Raw genomic sequence first — 20,437 nt, forward strand, 5'->3', positions numbered from 1 at the left:
CAGCGCCGCTCGCGCGCAGATAAACGGGCCAGAGCACGGGTAGAACGCAGAGGCGAGCCTAGATCCAGTACCGCTCCGCCTCGGAGTCGCCCGGGTGCTCGCGGACCATGCCTGCGGCGAGGGTCGCGCCGTCCTGCGGGTCGATGACGAGGAACGCGCCCGTGCGGCGGTGCGCCGCGTACGGCTCGAGCGGGAGCGGGGCGGCCAGCCGGAGCTGCGCCTCGCCGATGTCGTTGAGCTCGAGGCCCGACGCCGGGGCGACCTGGAACGTGTTGAGGTCGAGCCGGCCCGAGATCGAGCGAACCAAGGCCCGGACCGTCGACGTCCCGTGCTTCACGAGGACCTTCGCCCCCTCGCGTAGCGGCTTGGTCGAGAGCCAGCACAGCGAGCCGTAGAGGTCCGCAGTGCTGTCGGGGAGCGTCCCGGCGGCGGCGATCGTGTCCCCGCGGGCCACGTCGAACTCGTCGGCGAGGCGCAGCGCGACCGAGAGCGGCGCGGCGGCCTCCTCAAGCGAACGACCGGCGACGTCGATCCCCACCACGCTCGTCTCGCGCGCGGCCTGGCCCGGGGTCACCACGGAGACGCGGTCGCCAACACGCACGATCCCCTCGGTGACCTGACCGGCGTACGCCCGGTAGTCGCGGAACTCGCCCTCGGCGAGCCCGGGCGCGAGCGCACCCTGTGGCCGAATCACGGTCTGGACCGGGAAGCGGAACGCCTCGGCGGCGTCGTCGAGCTCGTCGGTGCCGGGCAGCATCTCGAGCAGCTCGATGAGCGTCGGGCCCGCGTACCACGGGGTGCGGTCCGAGCGGTCCACGACGTTGTCGCCGTCGAGCGCGGACACGGGAACGGCCACCGCCTCGCGCAGGCCGAGCTCCCCCGCGACCCGCGCGACATCCGCCGCGATGGTGGAGAAGACGGTCTCCGAGAAGTCGACGAGGTCGATCTTGTTGACCGCGACCACGACGTGCGGAACGCGCAGGAGCGCCGCGACGGAGAGGTGCCGGCGGGTCTGCTCGAGCACGCCCTTGCGGGCGTCGATGAGGAGCACCACTGCGTCGGCGGTCGACGCGCCCGTCACCGTGTTCTTCGTGTACTGCACGTGGCCCGGGCAGTCCGCAAGGATGAACGTGCGGCGGTCGGTCGCGAAGTACCGGTAGGCGACGTCGATCGTGATGCCCTGCTCGCGCTCGGCGCGCAGGCCGTCGGTGAGCAGCGCGAGGTCGAGCCCGCCCTTCTCACCGCCGAAGCCGCGCGCCTCGGACGTGCGGGCCACGGCGTCGAGCTGGTCGGCGAGGATCGCCTTCGAGTCGTGCAGCAGCCGGCCCACGAGGGTCGACTTGCCGTCGTCGACCGAGCCGGCCGTCGCAAAACGGAAGAGGGTGCCCTGTTCCAGCGTCGGCCCGTCGAGCGAAGTTTCCAGGGAAGCAGTCATCAGAAGTACCCGTCCTTCTTGCGGTCTTCCATCGCCGCTTCGGAGATGCGGTCGTCGGCGCGGGTCGCCCCGCGCTCCGTGAGGGTCGAGGCCGCAACCTCGCGCACCACGTCGGCCACCGTGAAGGCGTCCGAGAGCACGGCGCCCGTGCAGGACATGTCGCCGACTGTGCGGTAGCGCACGGTGCGGACGACGACGTCCTCGTCCTCGCGCGGGAGGCTCACCTCGCCGACGGCTCGCCACATGCCGTCGCGCTGGAACACGTCACGGTCGTGGGCGTAGTAGATGCTCGGCAGCTCGATGCCCTCGCGCTCGATGTACCGCCAGATGTCGAGCTCGGTCCAGTTGCTGATGGGGAACGCGCGCACGTGCTGGCCCACTGTGTGGCGACCGTTGTAGAGATTCCACAGCTCGGGCCGCTGGTTGCGCGGGTCCCACTGGCCGAACTCGTCGCGCAGGCTCAGGATGCGCTCCTTGGCGCGCGCCTTGTCCTCGTCGCGGCGACCGCCGCCGAACACGGCGTCGAACTTGTTCGCCGTGATCGTGTCGAGCAGGGGTACGGTCTGGAGCGGGTTCCGCGTCCCGTCGGCGCGCTCCTGGAGCTCGCCGCGGTCGATGTACTCCTGGACCGAGCCCACCACGAGCTTGAGCCCGAGCCGCGCGACCGTACGGTCGCGGAAGTCGAGGACCTCGGGGAAGTTGTGGCCCGTGTCGACGTGCAGCACGGGGAACGGGATCCGACCAGGCCAGAACGCCTTCGCGGCGAGGTGCAGCATGACCACGGAGTCCTTGCCGCCCGAGAACAGCATCGCGGGACGCTCGAACTCGGCGACGACCTCGCGGATGATGTGGATGGATTCGGCCTCGAGCGCGTCGAGGAGACCGAGTGGGGCTTCCGCGGGCAATGCCGCCGCCTCAGTGGACACGCGCAGGGTCTCTTCTACTCGGGTGCTCATACGTGAAGTCCGCATTCTGTCTTGTCGGTGCCGGACCAGCGGCCGGCCCTGGGGTCTTCTCCTGGAGCCACGGCGCGGGTGCACGGCGCGCAGCCGATCGAGAGGAACCCCTTGGCAAGGAGGGGATTGACGGGCAGGAGGTTGTCCTCGGAGTACTCGACGAGCTGATCGAAGCTCCACGCCGCGAGCGGGCTGACCTTGACGAGGCCGTTCTTCTCGTCGAACGTCACGAGCGGCGTGTTGGTGCGGGTGGGCGCCTCGTCGCGGCGCACTCCCGTGAACCACAGCTCGTAGCCGGCGAGCGCCCGGTGCAGCGGCTCGACCTTGCGGAGCGCGCAGCACCGGCCGGGATCGCGGGCGAAGAGGTCCTTGCCCTCGGACGCGTCCTGCTCGGCGACCGTCTGCTGCGGGAGCACGTCGACGATGTTGACGCGGAGGTTCTCCGCGACGTCGTTGCGGGTCTGGTACGTCTCCGCGAAGTGGTACCCCGTGTCGAGGAAGAGCACGTCGACGCCGGGCAGCTGCTCCGCGACAACGGCGGGCAGCACGGCGTCCGCCATCGAACAGGCGACGGCGGCGGCCTCCGTGGCGAAATTCCTCGCCACCCAGGCGATCACTTCGTGCTCGGGCGCGTCCCAGCCGAGCTCTGCGGCGCCGGACTCGGCGAGCGCGCGGAGCTCGTCGACCGAGCGCTTGGCGGGCTTGATCTGAACGTCCTGGCTCATTGGAGTGCCTCCTCCTCGGCCGCGAGGGCCCATTCGGCAAAGCTCTGGTTCTCGTCGGTCCGCTCGGCGAGGAAGCGTCGCGTGACGCGCTCCACGTAGTCCGGCAGATCGTCCGCCGTGACCTTGAGGCCACGGACGGTGCGGCCGGTCCCGGCCTCGGAGCGGGTCTCGGATGCGAGGCCGCCGCCCAGGTGGACCTGGAAACCGGGGGTCTGGCCGCCGTCGCCGTCGGGCAGGAGCTGGCCCTTGAGGCCGATGTCCGCCGTCTGGATGCGCGCGCACGAGTTCGGGCAGCCGTTGACGTGGAGCGTGAGCGGCTTGAGGAGCTCGTTGGCGCTGTTCTCAGCATCGGTGCCCGCGTTGCCCGCGGGGGCGAAGCGCTTTTCCAACTCGGCAACCGCCGCCGTCGCCGTGTCCTTCGTGTCCACGATCGCGAGCTTGCAGTACTCGATGCCCGTGCACGCGATCGTCGACCGCCGCCACGGGCTCGGGTTCGCGTAGAGCCCGAGCTCCTCGAGGCCCTTCACGAGCGAGTCGACCCGCTCCTGCTCGACGTCGAGCACCACGATCTTCTGGTGCGGCGTGGTGCGAAGGCGCTGCGAGCCATGGGCCTCGATGAGGTCGGCGAGGCCGAGCAGGACGTCGCCGGACACGCGGCCCACGGTCGGGGTCGCTCCGACGTAGAAGCGGCCGTCCTTCTGGGCGTGAACGCCCACGTGGTCGCCCGGCGTCGTCGGTGTCTCCGGCGCGGGGCCGTCGGGGAGCGGCTCGGTGAGGTACTCGGTCTCGAGGACCTCGCGGAACTTCTCGGCGCCCCAGTCGGCCACGAGGTACTTGAGGCGCGCCCGGTTGCGGAGGCGACGGTAGCCGTAGTCGCGGAAGATGCTCGTGACGCCGGCCCACACCTCCGCGGCGCGCGACGGCTCGACGAACGTGCCGAGGCGCACGGCGAGGTGCGCCGACGTCGACAATCCGCCGCCTACCCATAGGTCGTAGCCCGCGCCGAGCTCGGGGTGGACCACGCCCACGAGGGCGAAGTCGTTGATCTCGTGCACCACGTCCTGGCTGGGGTGGCCCGTGATTGCGGTCTTGTACTTGCGCGGGAGGTTCGCGAAGCTCTCGTCGCCGATGTAGCGGTCCGCGATCTCGCGGATCTGCGGCGTCGGGTCGAGGATCTCGTCCACGGAGATGCCCGCAACCGGCGAGCCGAGGATCACGCGCGGGACGTCGCCGCACGCCTCGGTGGTGTGGAGGCCCACGGCCTCGAGCCGGCGCCAGATCTCGGGGACGTTCTCGATCTCCACCCAGTGGAGCTGGATGTTCTGCCGGTCGGTGATGTCCGCGGATCCGCGGGCGAAGTCACGGGAGATGCCGCCGATCACGCGGAGCTGCTCGGTGGTGAGCGCGCCGCCGTCGATCCGGACGCGCATCATGAAGTAGCGGTCCTCAAGCTCCTCGGGCTCGAGCGTCGCGGTCTTCCCGCCGTCGATCCCGGGCTTGCGCTGCGTGTAGAGGCCCCACCAGCGGAACCGGCCGTGCAGGTCGGTCGGGTCGATGGATTCGAACCCATGTCGAGAATAAATCGTCTCGATCCGCTCGCGGACGCTCAGGCCGCCGTCCTCCTGCTTCCACGCCTCGTTCGCGTTGAGCGGCTCGGTGCCATCGACCTTCCACTGCCCGTTGGGCTTGGAGGATCGGGGCCGTGCTGGCCGGTCCGAGCGCGCGGCAAGGGCGGTGTCATTCATAGTTCGAGGGTACGGACCGCCCCGGGCGTGTCCCCAGAGTGGTGCAATGCGATGTCACCGGGGGACACATTTCTTCGCATTCACGTCACGGGCCTTGACCCCGGGCCTCGCGCCCGGCGCGGCGGCCTCACAGTCAGCGCGCGCGCACGACCGTCCATGGGTGCGTCGCCCCATACCGCCGCAGCCACAGCGCAACGCCGACGCACAGAACATACCCCGAGCCCACAGTGATCCACCCGGCCTGGTACCCTCCGGTCGCATCGGCGAGGAGCCCCATGACGAACGGGCCCAGCGCGAAGCCCGCGTACATGCCCATGGCGAGCACCCCGGACGTGACGCCGACCCGCTCGGGCGGGACGACGACGAGCACCGCGGCGTTCGTGATGACGTTCGCCCCGAGCACGGTCGCGCCGTGCAGCGCGACGCCGGCCCACAGGAGCGCGGGCTGCCGGAACACCCCAGCGCTCAGGAGACACAGGACACCGACGACGGCGCCTGCCGCCAACGCGAAAAGCATCGCCGAGGGCCTCCTCCCGAGCGACATCTGCCGCCCCCAGATGACGCGGCTCGTCACGCCGACCACGCCGGAGACTCCGGCCGCGACGCCCGCGAGGACGAGCGGAAACCCGAGCGACCGCACCGCGAAGAGGGGCAGGTAGACGTTCGTGGCCTGCGTCCCGAGGCCAGAGAGGAACGCGAACGCCGCGAACAGCCAGACCGGGAGCGGGAGCCCGTCACCCGCCGACTTGGCGCGCGCCGTCGTCCGCGGCCGCGCCTGCTCGGACGGGAGCTTCCGCAGCGCGTACCAGAGCAGGCCGAGAGCGACGAGCGCCGCGAGCGCGAACGCGCCGTGCCAGCCGAGCCACAGCGAGACTCCGGGGATGAAGAGCCCTGCGAAGAGCTGGCTCGCCTGGACGCCGGACTGCTTAATGCCGATCCAGCCCGAGCGCTGCCCTTGCGGGACCGCCGTGACAACGAGCCGGTTCGTCGTGGGGTTCGAGATGGACTGCGCGGGACCCGCGAGGATGACGGCGACGAGCAGCACCCAGAAGTTCTGGGCGAGCGCGGCGACCACGAGGGCAAGGACCGTCCCGCCGAAGATGAGGAGAAACTGCTGCCGGCTAGTCGCCCGGTCGCTGAGCTGTCCGAGCCACATGCTGCCCACCGCCGCGCTCGCGAACACGGTGCCCGCGAGCAGCCCGAGTTGGGACTGGCTCATGCCGAGATCGTGCAGGATAAGCGGGCTCGCAGCGCTCAGCCCGTAGTTGAGGAGCGGGCCCACGCCCATCGCGCACACGAGCACGAACAGGAGGGAGGCCGGCGCCCGTCCGGCGGTCACAGGGCGGCGAGGGCGGCGTCGAACCGCTCGAGCGCGATCTCCGCGATCTCGGGTGCCGGGAGGAGCGGCGGGGCGACGGCGTCGGCCCCCGCCTTCGCGAGTTGGTCATGGAAGTAACCGGGTGCGAGGAGGTAGCTCGCGACGACGATCCTGCCCACCTCCTCCGCGCGGAGCTCGGCGACGGCATCGGGGACGCTCGGCTCGGCGCTCGCCCCATAGGCCGCGAGGATCCTGTTCGGCACAAGGTGCCGCAGCATGTCGGCGAGGTTCTCGACGTCGTCCGAGGCCGCGGGGTTCGACGAACCGGCCGCGGCGAGCACCACGGCGTCGTCGGGCCCGAGCCCTACCTGCCGGAGCCGCTCGGCGAGCACCCGCGCAAGGCGCGGGTCGGGGCCGAGTGGCGCGGCCGCCGTCGTCCGCTCCCGAGACTTGACGGCGCGCCCAATGTCGACCTTGACGTGGTAGCCGACGCTCAAGAGCAAAGGGACGACGACGGCGGGGGCCCCCGCGGGGAGGCCCGCGACGACCTCGGGCAGCTCGGGTCCGTGGACGTCGACGTAGGCGTCGAGCACGGTGACGTCGGGCCGTGCGGCGCGGAGCTCGTCGACGACCCGAAGGATCGCTGCCTTGCCGTCGGGGTTGCTGGTTCCGTGGGCGCACGCGACGAGGATCGGCTGGGTCATAGTCGGAGCCTACCGGCGCCCGGAATCCTCCGCCGTCTCGAATGGCTAGGATTGAGGTCATGAGCGAGATGTTCTTGGAGAAGTTCCGCGCGCTTGTCCCCAAGTACCTCGGCGACCCGTGGCGGCCGAACGACGGGATCTCGGAGGGCGAGCTCGACGAGGCACTCGAGGAGCACGCGTTCACCATCCCGCTCGCGCTGCGCGAGTTCTACCTCGCTCTGGGCGGCTCGGAGCTCATGGAGGCGTACCACTACTTCTGGGACCCCGAGGAACTCGAAGTCGACGACGAGGGCTTCCTCATGTTCCTCGAGGACGAGGAAGAGCAGTTCACGTGGGGCATCCGCACGGGCGATCTCCGCGTCCCGGACCCGATTGTCTTCCGGAAGAACAACGCCCGCGGCGAGTGGGTTTCCGAGGACGGCACGTTCTCCGAGTTCACCTTCGACATGTTCGAGTGGGTCTTCACCGAGGACGGCGAAGAAGAGGGCTAAGGTCGCGAATCTAAAATTCATTGACCGCTACCACTGGACACATGACAGATCTGTCATATGCTTGTTAACGGGTCCACTTCAGCCTCCAGTGGATCCGGGTGCGAACGGAAGAGGGCCCTGGGAAGCGGAACCCGCTAACCAGGGCCCGCGCCGTTTAACACCCCGGCCGCCCCAACACCAGCCCTCCCCCACCCGCCCTTTCACCAAGGGGTCCCATGCGACTCCACTTCACGCTCGACACCCCCGCCACCCCCGAGCAGGCGTTCCGCGCCTTCACCGACTTCGGCGCGCGCCGTCTCGAAGTGTGGAAGATCACGCTCGACCCTTCGACCTACCGGGTCCTCGAGCACGGGGAGACGAACGCCCTCGTGTGCGAGGGCACACCCCGGTTCGGGATCTGGAACATCGAGCGGTACGACTGGTCGGAACCGGGACACGTCACGTGGGCCACGGAGCACAGCAACTACTGCCGCGGAGGGGGCGCCGAGGTCCGCATCGCCCCCGCGGAGGGCGGCGGAAGCCGCCTGACCGTGACGTGGGGTCATGACGCCGGCGTCGGCGTGCGAGGCACGGCCGTGTTCTGGCTCCAGCACCTGCTCGCGCGGCGCCTGCTCCCGGGCCGCTGGGCAGCGGCCATGGCCCGTGCGGCGGCGATGGACGACGGCGCCCGGCCGCCCGAGCCGTAAGGGGCCGCCGAGCCTGGACCCGCTTTACGCCTTGCGGTCGACGACGGCGTCCGCGAACGCCGCGAGCGAATGCTTCACGACGCCCTCGGGCAGGGGACGCAGCGCCGCCTTCGCGGCGTCGGCCCACTCGCGCGCGACCTCCCACGACTGCGCCGTCGCGGGATGCGCCGAGAGCGCCGCGACGGCCTCGGCCAGCGCCTCGTCGCTCGTCAGATCTCCGTCGACGAGCCGCAGCACGTCCTCGGCGGACGCGTCGCCGCGAGAGGCGGCCCGGCGGAGCAGCAGCACGGGAAGCGTGGGGACGCCCTCCCTGAGGTCGGTCCCGGCCGACTTGCCGGACGTCACCTTGCCCCCGGTGACGTCGATGACGTCGTCGGCGAGCTGGAACGCGACGCCCACCCGCTCGCCGTACGCAACGAGCACGTCCTCGTACTCGGCCGGTGCCCCAGCGAAGATCGCGCCCATCTGGCCCGAGGCGGCGATGAGCGAGCCGGTCTTGTCGGCGAGGACGGAGATGTAGTGATCGAGCGGATCCTCGTCCTCGCGCGGGCCCACGGTCTCGTGGAGCTGACCGAGGCACAGCCGCTCGAACGTGCGGGCCTGGATCGAGAGCGCACGGCCGCCGAGCTCCGAGACGAGGATCGAGGCGCGCGCGAAGATGAGGTCACCCGTGAGGATCGCCACGGTGTTGCCCCACACCTCGTGCGCGGTCGGGGCACCACGGCGGTACGGGGCCGAATCCATGACGTCGTCGTGATAGAGCGTCGCCAAGTGGGTGAGCTCGACCACGGCCGCGGCCTGGAGCACCTCGGGGCGCCTCCAGTCGCCGAAGTGAGAGCACAGGAGCGTGAGGAGCGGGCGGATGCGCTTCCCGCCGGCCTCGACGAGGTGGCGGCTCGTCGCGTCGGCGAGCGGATCGGAATTCGCGATCGCCTCGCGGAGGCGCTTCTCGACGCGGGCCATGCTCGTCATGATCGCGGGCCCGATCTCGGGATCCTCCGCGATCGCGGCGAAGCCTGCGGGCAGCTGGATCCCGGCGGCGATGGCCGTCGTGGTCGGGGCGGGCTCTCCCTCGGAGTACCCGTGCCCCGCGCTGGTCCAGCTGTGTTCAGTGTTGGTCACGTGGTCAAGCCTAGCTTCGGGCGGGCGGGTGGGTAGAAATGGGGCTTGGGTGGGTCAGGGGGCGGTGCGTTGAAACCCCGTTCGACGTGGTCGGCGTGAGCGATTCGAGCAGCCGGATGGCCCGGTCCTCGAGGCTTCCGCCGCGCGGCTCGGTGAGGTTCGCGAGCAGACGCACCACGACGCGCATGAGCGCCGGCACCGGCATCCCCGTGCGCAGCGCGAGACGCATCACGCCGGGCCGCCCGATGAGCGCGGCGAACGTCCTCCCGAGAGTGAAGTGACTCCCCCACTGCTCGCGCACGTGGTCCGCGTAGGCACACAGGCGACGGTCGACGTCGTCGTCCGCCGGCCGTGCGCGGCCCGCCGCCCGCTGGGCTGCCGCGGCGTCGACGAGGAACTGGGCCGCATAGCGGCCCGACTCCATCGCGTAGCTGATGCCCTCGCCGTTGAACGGGCTCACCATGCCGCCGGCGTCTCCGAGGAGCGCCATGCCGGGCACCACATGCGGGGTGCGGTTGAAGCCCATGGGGAGCGCCGCGCCGCGGATCGGGCCGGACTGGTTGGCCTCGGTGAAGCCCCATTCCACTGGCATCGCTGCGGTCCAGTCGCGCAGCACCTGCCGGTAGTCGAGCTTGCCGAACTCCTTGGACGAGTTCAGGATCCCGAGCCCCACGTTCGACGTCCCGTCCCCCACGCCGAAGACCCAGCCGTAGCCGGGCAGGGGCTTGCCGTCGCGGCCGGGGAGTTCGAGCCAGCCCTCCATCCAGTCGTCCTCGTGGCGCGGGCTCCGGAAGTACGTGCGGTAGGCGACGCCGAGCGGGCGGTCGTCGCGCTTCGCGAGGCCCCGGGAGACGGCGGCGCGGGTCGAGTTCCCATCCGCGGCGAGGACCACGTCGGCGTAGAACTCGCGCGTCTCCCCGGTCTTCTTGCCGTCCTCGTCGAGGATCTGCGCCCGAGCGCCGACCACGCGGCCCGCGTCGTCCCGGAGCACCTCCGTGACGCTGTGGCCCTCGAGAATCCTCGCACCCGCGGACTCGGCGTGCCGGGCGAGCTCCTCGTCGAAGCCCAGGCGGGTCCGGATGAGGCCGTAGTCGGGGAACTCCCCGCCCGCGGGCCACGGGAGCTCGAGCGTGCGGCCGCCAGCGATGAGCCTCAGCCCGCGGTTACGGCGCCAGCCGTCCGGCTCGGCGTGCGGGAGCCCCAGGAGCTGGATCTCGCGCACGGCCCGCGGCGTGAGCCCGTCGCCGCACACCTTCTCGCGCGGGAAGCGGGTCTTCTCGAGGACCGTGACGGGCACACCCGAGCGGGCGAGGTAATGCGCCGCGGTGGACCCGGCGGGACCGGCGCCGATGACGAGTACTTCCACTGGATCAGCCGCGCGTCACCCGGCGGAACGGCGCGCGCGCCGGATCTTCTCCACGGGCCCGGACTCCGACGCGGGAGGGACGGGCTTCGTGCCGCGATGCACGGCGACGATCCCGCCGGAGAGGTTCCGGTACACGACGTTCTCCCAGCCGTCCTCCGTGAGCCACGCCGCGAGGTGGTCCTGGTTGGGCCACGCGCGGATCGACTCGGCCAGATACACGTACGCGTCCGGGTTGGACGAGGCCTTGCGGGCAACTGGCGGGAGCGCGCGCATGAGGTACTCGAGGTACATGGTGCGCCACAGCGGGTTCACGGGAGAGGAGAACTCGGCCACGACGAGCTTCCCGCCGGGCTTCGTGACGCGGAGCATCTCGCGGACGGCCCGATGCGGATCCGTCACGTTGCGCAGGCCGAACGAGATCGTCACGGCGTCGAACGAGTTGTCCGCGAACGGCAGGTTCGTCGCGTCTCCCGCCACGAAGTCGATGTCCGGGCGGCGGCGCTTGCCCACGCGCAGCATGCCGAGGGAGAAGTCACAGGCCACGACGTCGATGCCCGCGTCCGCGTAGGGCTCGGCGGAGGTGCCGGTTCCCGCGGCGAGATCGAGCACGCGTTGGCCGGGCTTCGCGGCGACCGCGTCGAACACGACCTTCCGCCACCGGCGCGTCTGGCCGAGCGAGAGGAGATCGTTGACCACGTCGTAGCGCGGCGCGACGTCGTCGAACATGCTGGCGACTTCCTCAGGAAGCTTCTCGAGTGATGCCCTCTTGCCTGTGCTGTTCACCCGGTCCATTCTGCCAAACATCTGCGCCGCCCCTTCTCACTGTCCGCTCGTGCTCACTTTGGGCTGCCCGCCGCGGCGCGTCTTGGCGCGACACGCCGCAGCGTGGACCAGCCGGCCGCCCGAAGTGAGCAGGAAGGAACAGCTCAGAACCGCAGGAGAACCTTCGAGGACCCGGTGGAACGATCGCCCGCGACCCTGAACGCCTCGACGGCTTCCTCGACGGGGAACTCGTGCGTGAGCAGGGGCTCGATGTCGAGGCCGTCGGCGAAATACTCGAGCGCGGTGGAGATCTCGTCGATGAACCGGAACGAGCCGCGGTACTCGATCTCGCGGAACACGAGCTCGGCGAGCGAGACCTCGAGCTTCCCCGCGGGCAGGTTGCCCACCTGGACCACGAGCCCGCCCCGCTTGACGGCCCGCAGCACGCTCGTGACGGCGGCCGGGGCGCCCGAGGCCTCGAATACGACGTCCGTCTCAGGGAGCGTCCCGCCCTCGGCGAGGTTGACGACGCTGTGCGCGCCCATGCGGAGGGCGACGTCGAGCGATCCGGCCGCGAGGTCGCTCGCGATGACGCGGGCCGCGCCCGCCTTGCGGGCGGCGGCGACGACGAGCGCGCCGATAGGCCCGGCGCCGTTGACGAGCACGGTCTTGCCCTCGATCGAGCCCGCGCGGTTGACGGCGTGGATCGCGACACCGAGCGGCTCGGCGACGGCGGCGAGGCGCGTGCTCACGCCCTCGGGGACGGCCCGGAGCTGGCGCGCCGGCACGACCGTCTGGGCCGAGAAGCCGCCGTCGGTGTGCGGGTGGTACGCGGCCGAGCCGAGGTGGTGGACCGAGCCGCACAGGTTCGGGCGGCCGGAAGTGCAGAACTCGCACTCGCCGCACACCATCGCGGGGTGGATCGCGACCGCCTGGCCGAGCTCGAAGCCCGTGACCCCGGAGCCGAGCGCCGCAACCCTGCCCGCGACCTCGTGGCCGAGGACCAAGGGATCGCGCAGGATGCTGAGGCCGGCCGCGCCGTGCTTGACGTAGTGGAGGTCGCTCCCGCAGATCCCGCCGTATTCGATGTGCACGAGGGCGTCGTGCGGGCCGAGCTCGCGGGGTTCGGCGGGGTCGAGTCGCAGGTCACCAGCTGCATGGACGACGACGGCCAGGCTCATGGGGGTTCCTCCTGATGGGACGGGGTGGCGTGACTTCTATTCAAGCACTGCCATACATTTCAGCACTGCCATACATTTCAGCACTGCCATACATTTGAACACTGCCATACTAGAGATGTCGAGCCCCGCGCCCCTACGCTTGTGCCCATGGCCCCGTCCTTGTGGGGCGAGCAGGCCGCCACGGCCGCCCGCCCGCCGTCGAACCGCGAGCTCGCCTACGAGCACATCCGCGAGCTCATCGTGACCGGAGAGGAAGCGCCCGGCGCGCTCCTGAGCGAAAACGACCTCGCACTGCGGCTCGACCTCAGCCGGACGCCCGTGCGCGAAGCGCTCCTGCTCCTCGCGCAGGAGGGACTCGTCGAGGTCCGGCCCCAGCGCGGGAGCTACGTCTCCCTCATCGACCCGGGAATGGTGCGGCAGGCCCAATTCGTCCGCGAGGCGATCGAGGTGGCCTCGCTCGAGGCGTGCGTCGAGAACTGGACGCCCGAGGGCGGCGCCCACATCGACGAGCTGCTCGACGCCCAGGATGCGTGCACCACGCGCGAGGAGTTCTACCCGCTTGACGAGCGCTTCCACCGCGCGCTCCTCTCGATAGCCGGACACGCCTCCGCGTGGACGGCCGTGCAGAGCGCCAAGGGCCACCTCGACCGGGCCCGCTACCTCGGGCTGAGCGGCTACCGCGCGATCTCCGAGTACGCCGCCGATCACCGCCGCGTCCACGAGGCCGTCGCGGCCGGGGATCTCGCGGCGGCCCAGGGCGAGCTCCGCGCCCACCTGAGGTTCGTCCTCGACGACCTCGACCGCATCCAAGCTGCGCGCCCTGAACTGTTCAGCATCCCCGCCGGGCCCGAGCGCCGCCCAGCGCGGCCGGCCCGCAGGTGAACGCGTACTCTTGTTCCCATCATGACCTCCCCTCTGCGCGCCCTCACGATCGATCTGGGCGCCCTTTCCGAATCGGACGTCCTTCCGTTCGGGGGCCTCTCCCACGCGCTCAACCACCCCGACACGCTGTGCTGGCTCCGCCGCGGCGAGGGCCAGCTCGGCTTCGGCGAAGTCGCGCGCTTCGAGACCACAGGGCCTGAGCGGTTCATCGAGGCGGAGGCCTGGTGGAAGCAGCTCACGCTCGACGCCGACGTCGAGGATCCGCTGCAGCACCCCGGGACCGGGCCGCTCGCGTTCGGCTCGTTCGCGTTCTCGAAGACCTCGGAGTACGCGTCGCGGCTCATCGTGCCCGCGTTCGTGATCGGCGTGCGGGATGGCCGCGCGTGGGCCACCCACCTGACCACGGACGGGAGCCGGCCTTCCGAGCGCGAGCTGCGGGCCGCCGTCGGCCGTTGGACCGCGCCGCTTGCCGAGGGCGCGCTCAACGGCACGCGCCTCGCGGTCCGCGCGGGGCGGCTCGGCGAGCAGCGCTGGATGTCCGCGGTCGTGTCTGGGGTACGGCACATTCGCGCGGGCGAGCTTGAGAAGCTCGTGCTCGCGCGGGACGTCGTGGTCGAGGACGACGGCGGGATCTCCCGCGAGCGTGTGCTGCGTCGCCTTGCGTCGGCCTACCGGGACTGCTGGGTCTACGGCGTCGACGGGCTTGTGGGTGCGACGCCCGAGATGCTCATCCAGGTCGAGGGGCGGACGGCCCAGGCGCGCGTGCTTGCTGGCACACTCGACCGGCGCGAGGCCGACGGCGAGGCGCCGGGCTACCCCGAGCGGGTCCTCGCGGGGTCCGCGAAGCAGCGGCACGAGCACCAGATCGCGATCGAATCGCTCACGACCGCGCTCGAGCCGTTCTCTGCGGCCCTGAACGCCCACGACGAGCCGTTCATCCTCGAGCTGCCCAACGTCTACCACCTGGCCTCGGACGTCAAGGCCGAGCTCGCCGTGATCGAGGGACACGTGCCCACGCCGCTCGCCCTCGTCAACGCGCTCCATCCCACAGCCGCCGTGTGCGGGACGCCGACCCAGGTCGCGGGCGCGCTCATCCGCGAGCTCGAGGCGCTCGACCGGGGCCCGTACGCGGGGCCCGTAGGCTGGCTCGACGGCGCGGGCAACGGCGAGTTCGGCATCGCCCTGCGCGGGGCCGTTCTCGAGGGCGCGAACGCCGCGCGGCTCTACGCGGGCTGCGGGATCGTCGAGGGCTCGCTGCCCGAGGCCGAGCTCGCCGAGACGTGGGCAAAGTTCAGGCCGATGCTCGAGGCGCTCGGCGTAGAACGCTGATTCTGCTTCGACCGCGCGTCCGGTATCCCGGAACGATGTCCGGGATTCGGGCTTGCGCTCCCTGCCGATTCGTTGTCCAATGGTGAAACTAAAGTTGCATGTGATGCACATCTCACCCTGCTTCGGGGAGCAGTTAGGATAGATGTCGCCTTCGCGTTAGCACCTGTTTGCCACTACCTCAACTAAGGGACGAACTATGACCTTCACCACGAAGCTCGCCGCCAAGGGCGCTGTGGTCCTCGCCGTCAGCGCCCTCGCGCTCACCGCCTGCACCAACGCCTCTGAGACGGGTGGCGGTGCCCAGCCGAGCGGCTCTGCTTCGGCCGCCAGCTTCGATCCCAGCAGCGTCCAGAAGGATGACTCCCTGGCGTCGCAGGTGCCCGCAGCAATCAAGTCCAAGGGAACGCTCGTGATCGGTGCCGACACGACGTACGCCCCCGCCGAGTTCCTCGGCGGCTCCGACAACCACACGCCGATGGGCTACGACGTGGACATCGCCAAGGCGATCGGCGCGACCCTCGGCCTCAAGGTCGACGTCCAGACCGCCGAGTTCACGGGGATCCTCCCCGCGCTCGGCCCGAAGTACGACCTGGGCATCAGCTCGTTCACCATCACGAAGGAGCGCCTCGGCGCGGTCAACTTCGTGAGCTACTTCAACGCCGGCGTCTCGTGGGCGGTCCAGAAGGGCAACCCGAAGAAGTTCTCGGTCGACGACCCCTGCGGAAAGTCGGTCGGCGTCCAGACCGGCACGACCGAGGCCGACGAGGTCAAGGCAGCCAGCGACAAGTGCACCGCTGGCGGCAAGAAGGCGATTGACATCGTCTCGCTCGACAAGCAGACGGACCTCAACACGCGCCTCGTGAGCGGAGGCCTCGACGCCATGTCTGCCGACTCGCCGGTGGTCGGCTACGCGATCACCCAGACCAACGGCGCGGTCGAGAAGATCGGCGACACGACCGAAGTCGCGCCCGAAGGCATCGCGGTCGCCAAGAGCGACACCGCCCTCGCCGGTCTCATCCAGAAGGTCGTGGCCAAGCTCATCGCCGACGGCTCGTACAAGAAGATCCTCGACACGTGGGGCAACGCCGATGGCGCCATCACCAAGGCTGAGCTCAACCCCTCCGTCTCCTCGTGACTGTTATGACCACTCATCGCGCGGAGACAACTGAAGCCGCGAAGCAGGGCGGCGCACCGGAACTCATCAAGGCAGTTCCGGTGCGCCATCCTGGCCGCTGGGTGGCGGCCGCCGTCATCCTCATCCTCGTGGCTCTGGCTATCCAGAGCCTCGCCACGAACCCCCGCTTCGGCTGGGCCACCGTCGCGCTGTACATCCGCGACGTCAACGTGATCCAGGGCGTCGGGTGGACCCTCGCGCTCACGGTCCTCTCGATGGTCCTCGCGATCGTCCTCGCGGTCGCGCTCTCTTTCATGCGCGAGTCGGACAACCCGATCCTGCGTTGGACGTCGTGGTTCTGGGTGTGGTTCTTCCGGGGCACCCCGGTCTACACCCAGCTCACGTTCTGGGGCCTCGTCACGGTCCTGTACCCGGCCATCACTCTCGGGATCCCGTTCGGCCCCGAGCTGTTCACCTATGTGCTCTCAGACCCGTCGAAGGGCTTCGTCCCTGCTGTCCTCGGCCTGGGCCTCAACGAGTCCGCGTACCTCGCGGAGATCTTCCGGGCCGGCCTCAAGTCCGTGGACAAGGGCCAGGTCGAGGCGGCGGAGGCGCTCGGCATGCGCGGGATCAAGGTCATGTGGCGCATCGTCCTGCCGCAGGCCATGCGCGTCATCGTGCCCCCGACCGGCAACGAGACGATCGGCATGCTCAAGACGACCTCGCTCGTCCTCGCCGTGCCGTTCACCTACGACCTGACGTTCGCCACGAACGCCCTCGCGAACCGCACGTACCAGCCGATCCCGCTGCTCATCGTGGCCGCGTTCTGGTACCTGCTCGTCACGAGCATCCTCATGGTCGGCCAGCACTACATCGAGAAGTATTACGGCAAGGGCGTCGACACCACGACGCGCATCGCCGTCGTCAATCCCGCCGCAGCGAAGGCCGCGGCAGCGGGCGTCGGCGGCGCCGAAGTCATTCCCGGCGGCCCGACCGGCGCCGGCGACACCATCGAGGAGAGTGGCCGATGAGCGCCCCCGCCACCACCGGGCACACCGCCCCCGCGCCGACGGCCAAGGAACTCGTCCGGATCGAGGGCGTCCACAAGTACTTCGGCGAGCACCACGTGCTGCGCGGGATCGACATGACCGTCCGGCAGGGCGAGGTGTCGGTGCTGATCGGCCCGTCGGGATCCGGCAAGTCCACGCTCCTGCGCTGCGTCAACCACCTTGAGACGATCAGCGCCGGCCGCATCTGGGTCAATGACGAACTGATCGGCTACAGGGAGAAGGGCGGCAAGCTCCACGAGCTCCACACCAAGGAGATCGCGCAGCAGCGCCGCAACATCGGGATGGTGTTCCAGCGGTTCAACCTCTTCGGCCACAAGACGGCCGTGGAGAACGTCATGGAGGCGCCCGTCCAGGTCAAGGGCCACGACAAGGCTGCCGCAAGGAAGCGCGCCCTCGAGCTCCTCGACCGCGTGGGCCTGTCCGAGCGGGCCAACCACTACCCGGCCCAGCTCTCGGGAGGCCAGCAGCAGCGCGTCGCGATCGCCCGCGCGCTCGCGATGGATCCCGAGCTCATGCTGTTCGACGAGCCCACCTCGGCGCTCGACCCGGAGCTCGTGGGCGACGTGCTCAACGTCATGAAGGACCTCGCACGCTCCGGCATGACCATGGTCGTGGTGACGCACGAGATCGGCTTCGCCCGCGAGGTCGGGGACACCCTGACGTTCATGGACGGCGGCGTCGTGGTCGAGTCGGGCAACCCTCGCGAAGTGATCGCGAACCCGCAGCTTCACCGGACCCAGAGCTTCTTGAGCAAGGTGCTCTGAGCGCCTTCGCCAGGCCCTGATCCTGATCCGGCCGCGCTTCCGAATGCGAGAGCATGTCGCTTCGGAAGCGCGGCCGCCTGCTTTAAGGCCCTGCTTTAAGGCACTGAGAGGGTTGCCGCCCGATTTTCAACAGACTCTAATCCGACGCTATCGCCAGCAATACGGAGAATTCAATGCCCCGCACCACCGATCTTCTTGTCCCCAAGCACGGAGAATAAAGCTCCCACCACGGAGACTCGACCCCAGGCGCCACATCAGCCGACTTCGGCGGCGGCCCAAATCCGCATCATACCGGCGAAGGTCCAGTGAGACTATTTTCTCAGTGGTCGCCCCCTGTCGCAAAATCGCATGAGAAACGCATAAATGCTACTGCACGCATTCGAGCGCAGATCCTCGCATAATTCGCGCGTTCACCGATGCTGCCCTTGACGCCCCTCCGACGGCCTGTAACTGTGAAGATCCTGGAGCGAGACCTCGCGCTCCGCCAGCGATAGCTACGGCTAATAGTGAATCTGGGGGAACATTGAAAACTCTAAAATTCGCCACGGTCTGCTTCTGTGCGGCACTGGCAGTGGGAACATCCTGACGGCGAGCGACTGGTGCGGACCCAACGCGATGCGTGCCCAATGACTGAATCCATCCGGTCCGAGGTCGAGCGCACGCTCGCCGCAGTCCCGGTCCGTGCGTCCCGCCGGATGACCTCCACCGAGTACCAGTTCCGCGTGGCCGAGATCACCCGGCTTTTTGACATCGACGCGGTGGGCAGCGAAACGGGCGTAGTTTACGGGGACAAGGGCGTTGAGCTGGAAGATCAGCCTTTAGTCCATGCCATTCGCGTACTCGTTGGGAGGCGATTCGACATCCCGGAAGCAATATGAATAGGCCCGGCTTCGCAGGATGACTACGCGCAGCAGACGTCATTCTACCGATCTCAGTAGATCGTCGAAGGAATGCCGGTTCCCGAACAGGGAACCGACATTCCTTTGTACAGACCAGTTATCTGTACCCGAAACGCACCCACAGGCCAGTTATCTGTACCCGAAACGGTGTTGCGGCGCGACCGACTCCGCGACCGCCGCCCGGACCCTCGCATGCAGCTCGCGCAGCGCCGAGCGGTCCACGCGGGCCTCGATGATCTCCCGACCAGCCGCCCGGGGTGAGGCGAGCGCCGCGGCCGCCTCGGCCGCGGTCCGCACGACCGTGTGCCGCACCCCATAGGCCGCCGCGAGCGCTCGGAGGTCGGCCCGGTGCGGAGTGCCGAAGAGGCGTTCGACGGCGGCCGCGGCACCCGGGCGGGCGGCGCCGTCGCCCCCCACGCGCCCGTGCTCGAGGAGCCCGAAGATGGCGCCGCCCGCGTCGTTGAGCACGACGATCCGCAGCGCGGGCTCGGCCTCGCCCGTGCCGAGCAGGAGCCCGCCGGCGTCGTGCAGGAACGTGAGGTCCCCGAGGAACAGTGTCGTGTCGAGGCGGTTGCCGAGCCACAGCCCGGTCGCGGTCGAGACCGTGCCGTCGATGCCCGCGAGGCCGCGGTTGGCAAACACCCGCGCGCCGGGCTCGGCCGGCGGCGAGGCCGCGAGGTCTACATCGCGGATCCCGTTCGACGAGCCGAGCATGAGCTGCCCGCTCGCGCCCTGCCACACGAGCTGCGCGAGCCTCGGCCCCGAGAGCGGGAGCGCGGCGAGCACGCGGTCCAGGGCCTCCTGCGCGGCGGCCCCCGCGAGGAGCCACGCGTCGAGCCAGCCCTCGGCGCCACGGCCCGCGAAGTCGGAGAGCTCGTCGAGGTCCGCGACGAGCCGCTCGCGCCGGCGCCCCTCCTCGAACCACGCGACGGGCCGCGGGTGGAACAACGCCGTCTCGACGCCCTCGCGCGCGAGCAGGGCCGTGACGGGCCGGCTCAGCGTGGGCCGCCCGAACAGGACGACCCGCTCTATTCCCTCGCCCGGGTGCCCGTCGAGCAGCACGCGGTACGGCCCCACGGCGTGCGAGCCGAAGCGCGCGTTCGACGACGGCTCCGCGAGCAGCGGGAGCCCGTGCGCGGCCGCGAACGCCTCCGCGAGCGGCCCGGCGCCGTGCCCCGCCATGACGACTGTGCGCCGCGGCGGCAGCCCACCGAGCGCCGCGACGGCGGGACGCCGGTACGCGAAGCCCTCCGTAGGCGGCTGCTCCCACCCACCGAGAGGCGGTTCCCACGTCCCCGCGGGCACGAGCGGCTCGCGGAAGCACACGTTGAGCTGCGCGGGCCCCGAGGGGACGCCGGGCAGGAGCCCCGAGGCGGCGCTGAGCGCGGTCCGGACGGCCGACGACGGCGACTCCCCCGCCGCGACCGACGTCGCGAAGCGCACGTGCTCGCCGAAGAGGTCGAGCTGTTCGGTGGTCTGATTCGCGCCCGTCCCGTGGAGCTCCGCGGGCCGGTCGGCGGAAAGCACGATGAGGGGGACCTCCGCGTGGTTCGCCTCCATGACGGCGGGCAGCAGGTTCCCCACGGCCGTGCCGCTCGTGGTGAGCACCGCCGTCGGCCGTCCCGAGGAGAGCGCGGCGCCAAGCGCGGTGAACGCGCCGGATCGCTCGTCGATGCGCACCACGAGCTCGAGCAGGCCGCGGCCCTCGGCCTCGGCGAGCGCGTACGCGAGGGGCGCGCTGCGGGATCCTGGGCATACCACCACGCGACGGACGCCGCCCGCGAGGAGTCCGGAGACCACCTCGCGAGCGGCGTCGAGAGAGCCGAGAGAAGTCACACTTCCATCGTAGGCAAGCGCGGCGATCTGCGGTGACGCTCCCGCCTATTCG

Annotated in this window: 19 protein-coding genes; 8 read left to right on the forward strand and 11 right to left on the reverse strand. The window is 70.2% G+C overall.

Annotation, left to right across the window (positions count from 1 at the left end):
• Window positions 1-58 precede the first annotated feature (58 nt).
• The 6 genes from ACOKR1_RS16575 to ACOKR1_RS16600 all read right to left on the reverse strand — a co-directional run bounded on the left by ACOKR1_RS16575 (window position 59) and on the right by ACOKR1_RS16600 (window position 6,883).
• Complete coding sequence (locus tag ACOKR1_RS16575) at window positions 59-1,435, reverse strand: sulfate adenylyltransferase subunit 1 (protein WP_422934027.1); 1,377 nt, start codon at window positions 1,433-1,435, stop codon at window positions 59-61.
• Window positions 1,435-2,391 (reverse strand): sulfate adenylyltransferase subunit CysD, encoded by a 957-nt coding sequence (gene cysD, locus ACOKR1_RS16580; protein WP_422934028.1) that lies wholly within the window; start codon window positions 2,389-2,391, stop codon window positions 1,435-1,437. Before cysD ends, ACOKR1_RS16575 begins: the two co-directional genes overlap by 1 nt.
• Window positions 2,388-3,116, reverse strand: a complete 729-nt coding sequence (locus ACOKR1_RS16585) for a phosphoadenylyl-sulfate reductase (RefSeq protein WP_422934029.1) — start codon at window positions 3,114-3,116, stop codon at window positions 2,388-2,390. Before ACOKR1_RS16585 ends, cysD begins: the two co-directional genes overlap by 4 nt.
• The gene (locus tag ACOKR1_RS16590) at window positions 3,113-4,861 is read right to left on the reverse strand and encodes a nitrite/sulfite reductase (RefSeq protein WP_422934030.1); all 1,749 of its coding nucleotides are present in this window, start codon (window positions 4,859-4,861) and stop codon (window positions 3,113-3,115) included. The genes ACOKR1_RS16585 and ACOKR1_RS16590 overlap by 4 nt, the downstream gene beginning before the upstream one ends.
• Window positions 4,862-4,994: 133 nt before the next feature.
• The gene (locus tag ACOKR1_RS16595) at window positions 4,995-6,200 is read right to left on the reverse strand and encodes an MFS transporter (RefSeq protein WP_422934031.1); all 1,206 of its coding nucleotides are present in this window, start codon (window positions 6,198-6,200) and stop codon (window positions 4,995-4,997) included.
• Window positions 6,197-6,883, reverse strand: coding sequence for a sirohydrochlorin chelatase (locus ACOKR1_RS16600; protein WP_422934032.1), 687 nt, complete (start codon window positions 6,881-6,883; stop codon window positions 6,197-6,199). The genes ACOKR1_RS16595 and ACOKR1_RS16600 overlap by 4 nt, the downstream gene beginning before the upstream one ends.
• A gap of 59 nt (window positions 6,884-6,942) precedes the next feature.
• Between ACOKR1_RS16600 and ACOKR1_RS16605 the strand changes: the two genes are divergently transcribed.
• Both ACOKR1_RS16605 and ACOKR1_RS16610 read left to right on the forward strand, forming a co-directional pair.
• Entirely contained in the window at window positions 6,943-7,374 is a 432-nt protein-coding gene (locus ACOKR1_RS16605) for a hypothetical protein (RefSeq protein WP_422934033.1), read from the forward strand.
• 215 nt (window positions 7,375-7,589) lie between these two features.
• Window positions 7,590-8,060 (forward strand): SRPBCC family protein, encoded by a 471-nt coding sequence (locus tag ACOKR1_RS16610; RefSeq protein ID WP_422934034.1) that lies wholly within the window; start codon window positions 7,590-7,592, stop codon window positions 8,058-8,060.
• Between the two features lie 24 nt (window positions 8,061-8,084).
• Here ACOKR1_RS16610 and ACOKR1_RS16615 read toward each other — a convergent pair whose 3' ends face one another.
• The 4 genes from ACOKR1_RS16615 to ACOKR1_RS16630 all read right to left on the reverse strand — a co-directional run bounded on the left by ACOKR1_RS16615 (window position 8,085) and on the right by ACOKR1_RS16630 (window position 12,491).
• Window positions 8,085-9,182 carry a polyprenyl synthetase family protein gene (locus ACOKR1_RS16615; RefSeq protein ID WP_422934035.1) on the reverse strand — a complete coding sequence of 366 codons (1,098 nt, stop codon included), beginning with the start codon at window positions 9,180-9,182 and terminating at the stop codon, window positions 8,085-8,087.
• 10 nt (window positions 9,183-9,192) lie between these two features.
• Window positions 9,193-10,548 (reverse strand): geranylgeranyl reductase family protein, encoded by a 1,356-nt coding sequence (locus tag ACOKR1_RS16620; RefSeq protein ID WP_422934036.1) that lies wholly within the window; start codon window positions 10,546-10,548, stop codon window positions 9,193-9,195.
• A 15-nt stretch (window positions 10,549-10,563) separates the two neighbouring features.
• Window positions 10,564-11,331: a demethylmenaquinone methyltransferase gene (locus ACOKR1_RS16625; RefSeq protein WP_422934037.1), complete on the reverse strand. Its 768-nt coding sequence runs from the start codon at window positions 11,329-11,331 to the stop codon at window positions 10,564-10,566.
• A gap of 143 nt (window positions 11,332-11,474) precedes the next feature.
• Window positions 11,475-12,491 (reverse strand): L-idonate 5-dehydrogenase, encoded by a 1,017-nt coding sequence (locus ACOKR1_RS16630; RefSeq protein ID WP_422934038.1) that lies wholly within the window; start codon window positions 12,489-12,491, stop codon window positions 11,475-11,477.
• A gap of 147 nt (window positions 12,492-12,638) precedes the next feature.
• Here ACOKR1_RS16630 and ACOKR1_RS16635 point away from each other — a divergent pair, with 147 nt between their 5' ends.
• The 6 genes from ACOKR1_RS16635 to ACOKR1_RS16660 all read left to right on the forward strand — a co-directional run bounded on the left by ACOKR1_RS16635 (window position 12,639) and on the right by ACOKR1_RS16660 (window position 18,528).
• A complete protein-coding gene (locus tag ACOKR1_RS16635) occupies window positions 12,639-13,373 on the forward strand; it encodes a GntR family transcriptional regulator (protein WP_422934039.1) in 735 nt (244 codons plus the stop codon).
• A 21-nt stretch (window positions 13,374-13,394) separates the two neighbouring features.
• Window positions 13,395-14,702 (forward strand): isochorismate synthase, encoded by a 1,308-nt coding sequence (locus ACOKR1_RS16640; RefSeq protein WP_422934040.1) that lies wholly within the window; start codon window positions 13,395-13,397, stop codon window positions 14,700-14,702.
• Window positions 14,703-14,898: 196 nt separating this feature from the next.
• Window positions 14,899-15,837 (forward strand): ABC transporter substrate-binding protein, encoded by a 939-nt coding sequence (locus tag ACOKR1_RS16645; RefSeq protein WP_422934041.1) that lies wholly within the window; start codon window positions 14,899-14,901, stop codon window positions 15,835-15,837.
• A gap of 5 nt (window positions 15,838-15,842) precedes the next feature.
• Window positions 15,843-16,847, forward strand: coding sequence for an amino acid ABC transporter permease (locus ACOKR1_RS16650; protein WP_422934042.1), 1,005 nt, complete (start codon window positions 15,843-15,845; stop codon window positions 16,845-16,847).
• Complete coding sequence (locus ACOKR1_RS16655; RefSeq protein WP_422934043.1) at window positions 16,844-17,650, forward strand: amino acid ABC transporter ATP-binding protein; 807 nt, start codon at window positions 16,844-16,846, stop codon at window positions 17,648-17,650. The genes ACOKR1_RS16650 and ACOKR1_RS16655 overlap by 4 nt, the downstream gene beginning before the upstream one ends.
• A 626-nt stretch (window positions 17,651-18,276) precedes the next feature.
• Window positions 18,277-18,528 carry a hypothetical protein gene (locus ACOKR1_RS16660; protein ID WP_422934044.1) on the forward strand — a complete coding sequence of 84 codons (252 nt, stop codon included), beginning with the start codon at window positions 18,277-18,279 and terminating at the stop codon, window positions 18,526-18,528.
• A 150-nt stretch (window positions 18,529-18,678) separates the two neighbouring features.
• Here the strand turns inward: ACOKR1_RS16660 and menD are convergent, their stop codons facing one another.
• On the reverse strand, window positions 18,679-20,412 hold the full coding sequence (gene menD / locus ACOKR1_RS16665) for a 2-succinyl-5-enolpyruvyl-6-hydroxy-3-cyclohexene-1-carboxylic-acid synthase (protein ID WP_422936673.1): 1,734 nt from the start codon (window positions 20,410-20,412) through the stop codon (window positions 18,679-18,681).
• Window positions 20,413-20,437 lie beyond the last annotated feature (25 nt).

The organism is Sinomonas sp. P47F7, assembly GCF_049332655.1.
Taxonomy (GTDB): Bacteria; Actinomycetota; Actinomycetes; order Actinomycetales; family Micrococcaceae; genus Sinomonas.

Bases quoted from the DNA above. Each gene is read 5' to 3' on its own strand.
- ACOKR1_RS16575 (WP_422934027.1), bottom strand. From the start codon at position 1,435: ATGACTGCTTCCCTGGAAACTTCGCTCGACGGGCCGACGCTGGAACAG.
- cysD (WP_422934028.1), bottom strand. From the start codon at position 2,391: ATGAGCACCCGAGTAGAAGAGACCCTGCGCGTGTCCACTGAGGCGGCG.
- ACOKR1_RS16585 (WP_422934029.1), bottom strand. From the start codon at position 3,116: ATGAGCCAGGACGTTCAGATCAAGCCCGCCAAGCGCTCGGTCGACGAG.
- ACOKR1_RS16590 (WP_422934030.1), bottom strand. From the start codon at position 4,861: ATGAATGACACCGCCCTTGCCGCGCGCTCGGACCGGCCAGCACGGCCC.
- ACOKR1_RS16600 (WP_422934032.1), bottom strand. From the start codon at position 6,883: ATGACCCAGCCGATCCTCGTCGCGTGCGCCCACGGAACCAGCAACCCC.
- ACOKR1_RS16605 (WP_422934033.1), top strand. From the start codon at position 6,943: ATGAGCGAGATGTTCTTGGAGAAGTTCCGCGCGCTTGTCCCCAAGTAC.
- ACOKR1_RS16610 (WP_422934034.1), top strand. From the start codon at position 7,590: ATGCGACTCCACTTCACGCTCGACACCCCCGCCACCCCCGAGCAGGCG.
- ACOKR1_RS16630 (WP_422934038.1), bottom strand. From the start codon at position 12,491: ATGAGCCTGGCCGTCGTCGTCCATGCAGCTGGTGACCTGCGACTCGAC.
- ACOKR1_RS16635 (WP_422934039.1), top strand. From the start codon at position 12,639: ATGGCCCCGTCCTTGTGGGGCGAGCAGGCCGCCACGGCCGCCCGCCCG.
- ACOKR1_RS16640 (WP_422934040.1), top strand. From the start codon at position 13,395: ATGACCTCCCCTCTGCGCGCCCTCACGATCGATCTGGGCGCCCTTTCC.
- ACOKR1_RS16645 (WP_422934041.1), top strand. From the start codon at position 14,899: ATGACCTTCACCACGAAGCTCGCCGCCAAGGGCGCTGTGGTCCTCGCC.
- ACOKR1_RS16650 (WP_422934042.1), top strand. From the start codon at position 15,843: ATGACCACTCATCGCGCGGAGACAACTGAAGCCGCGAAGCAGGGCGGC.
- ACOKR1_RS16655 (WP_422934043.1), top strand. From the start codon at position 16,844: ATGAGCGCCCCCGCCACCACCGGGCACACCGCCCCCGCGCCGACGGCC.
- ACOKR1_RS16660 (WP_422934044.1), top strand. From the start codon at position 18,277: ATGACTGAATCCATCCGGTCCGAGGTCGAGCGCACGCTCGCCGCAGTC.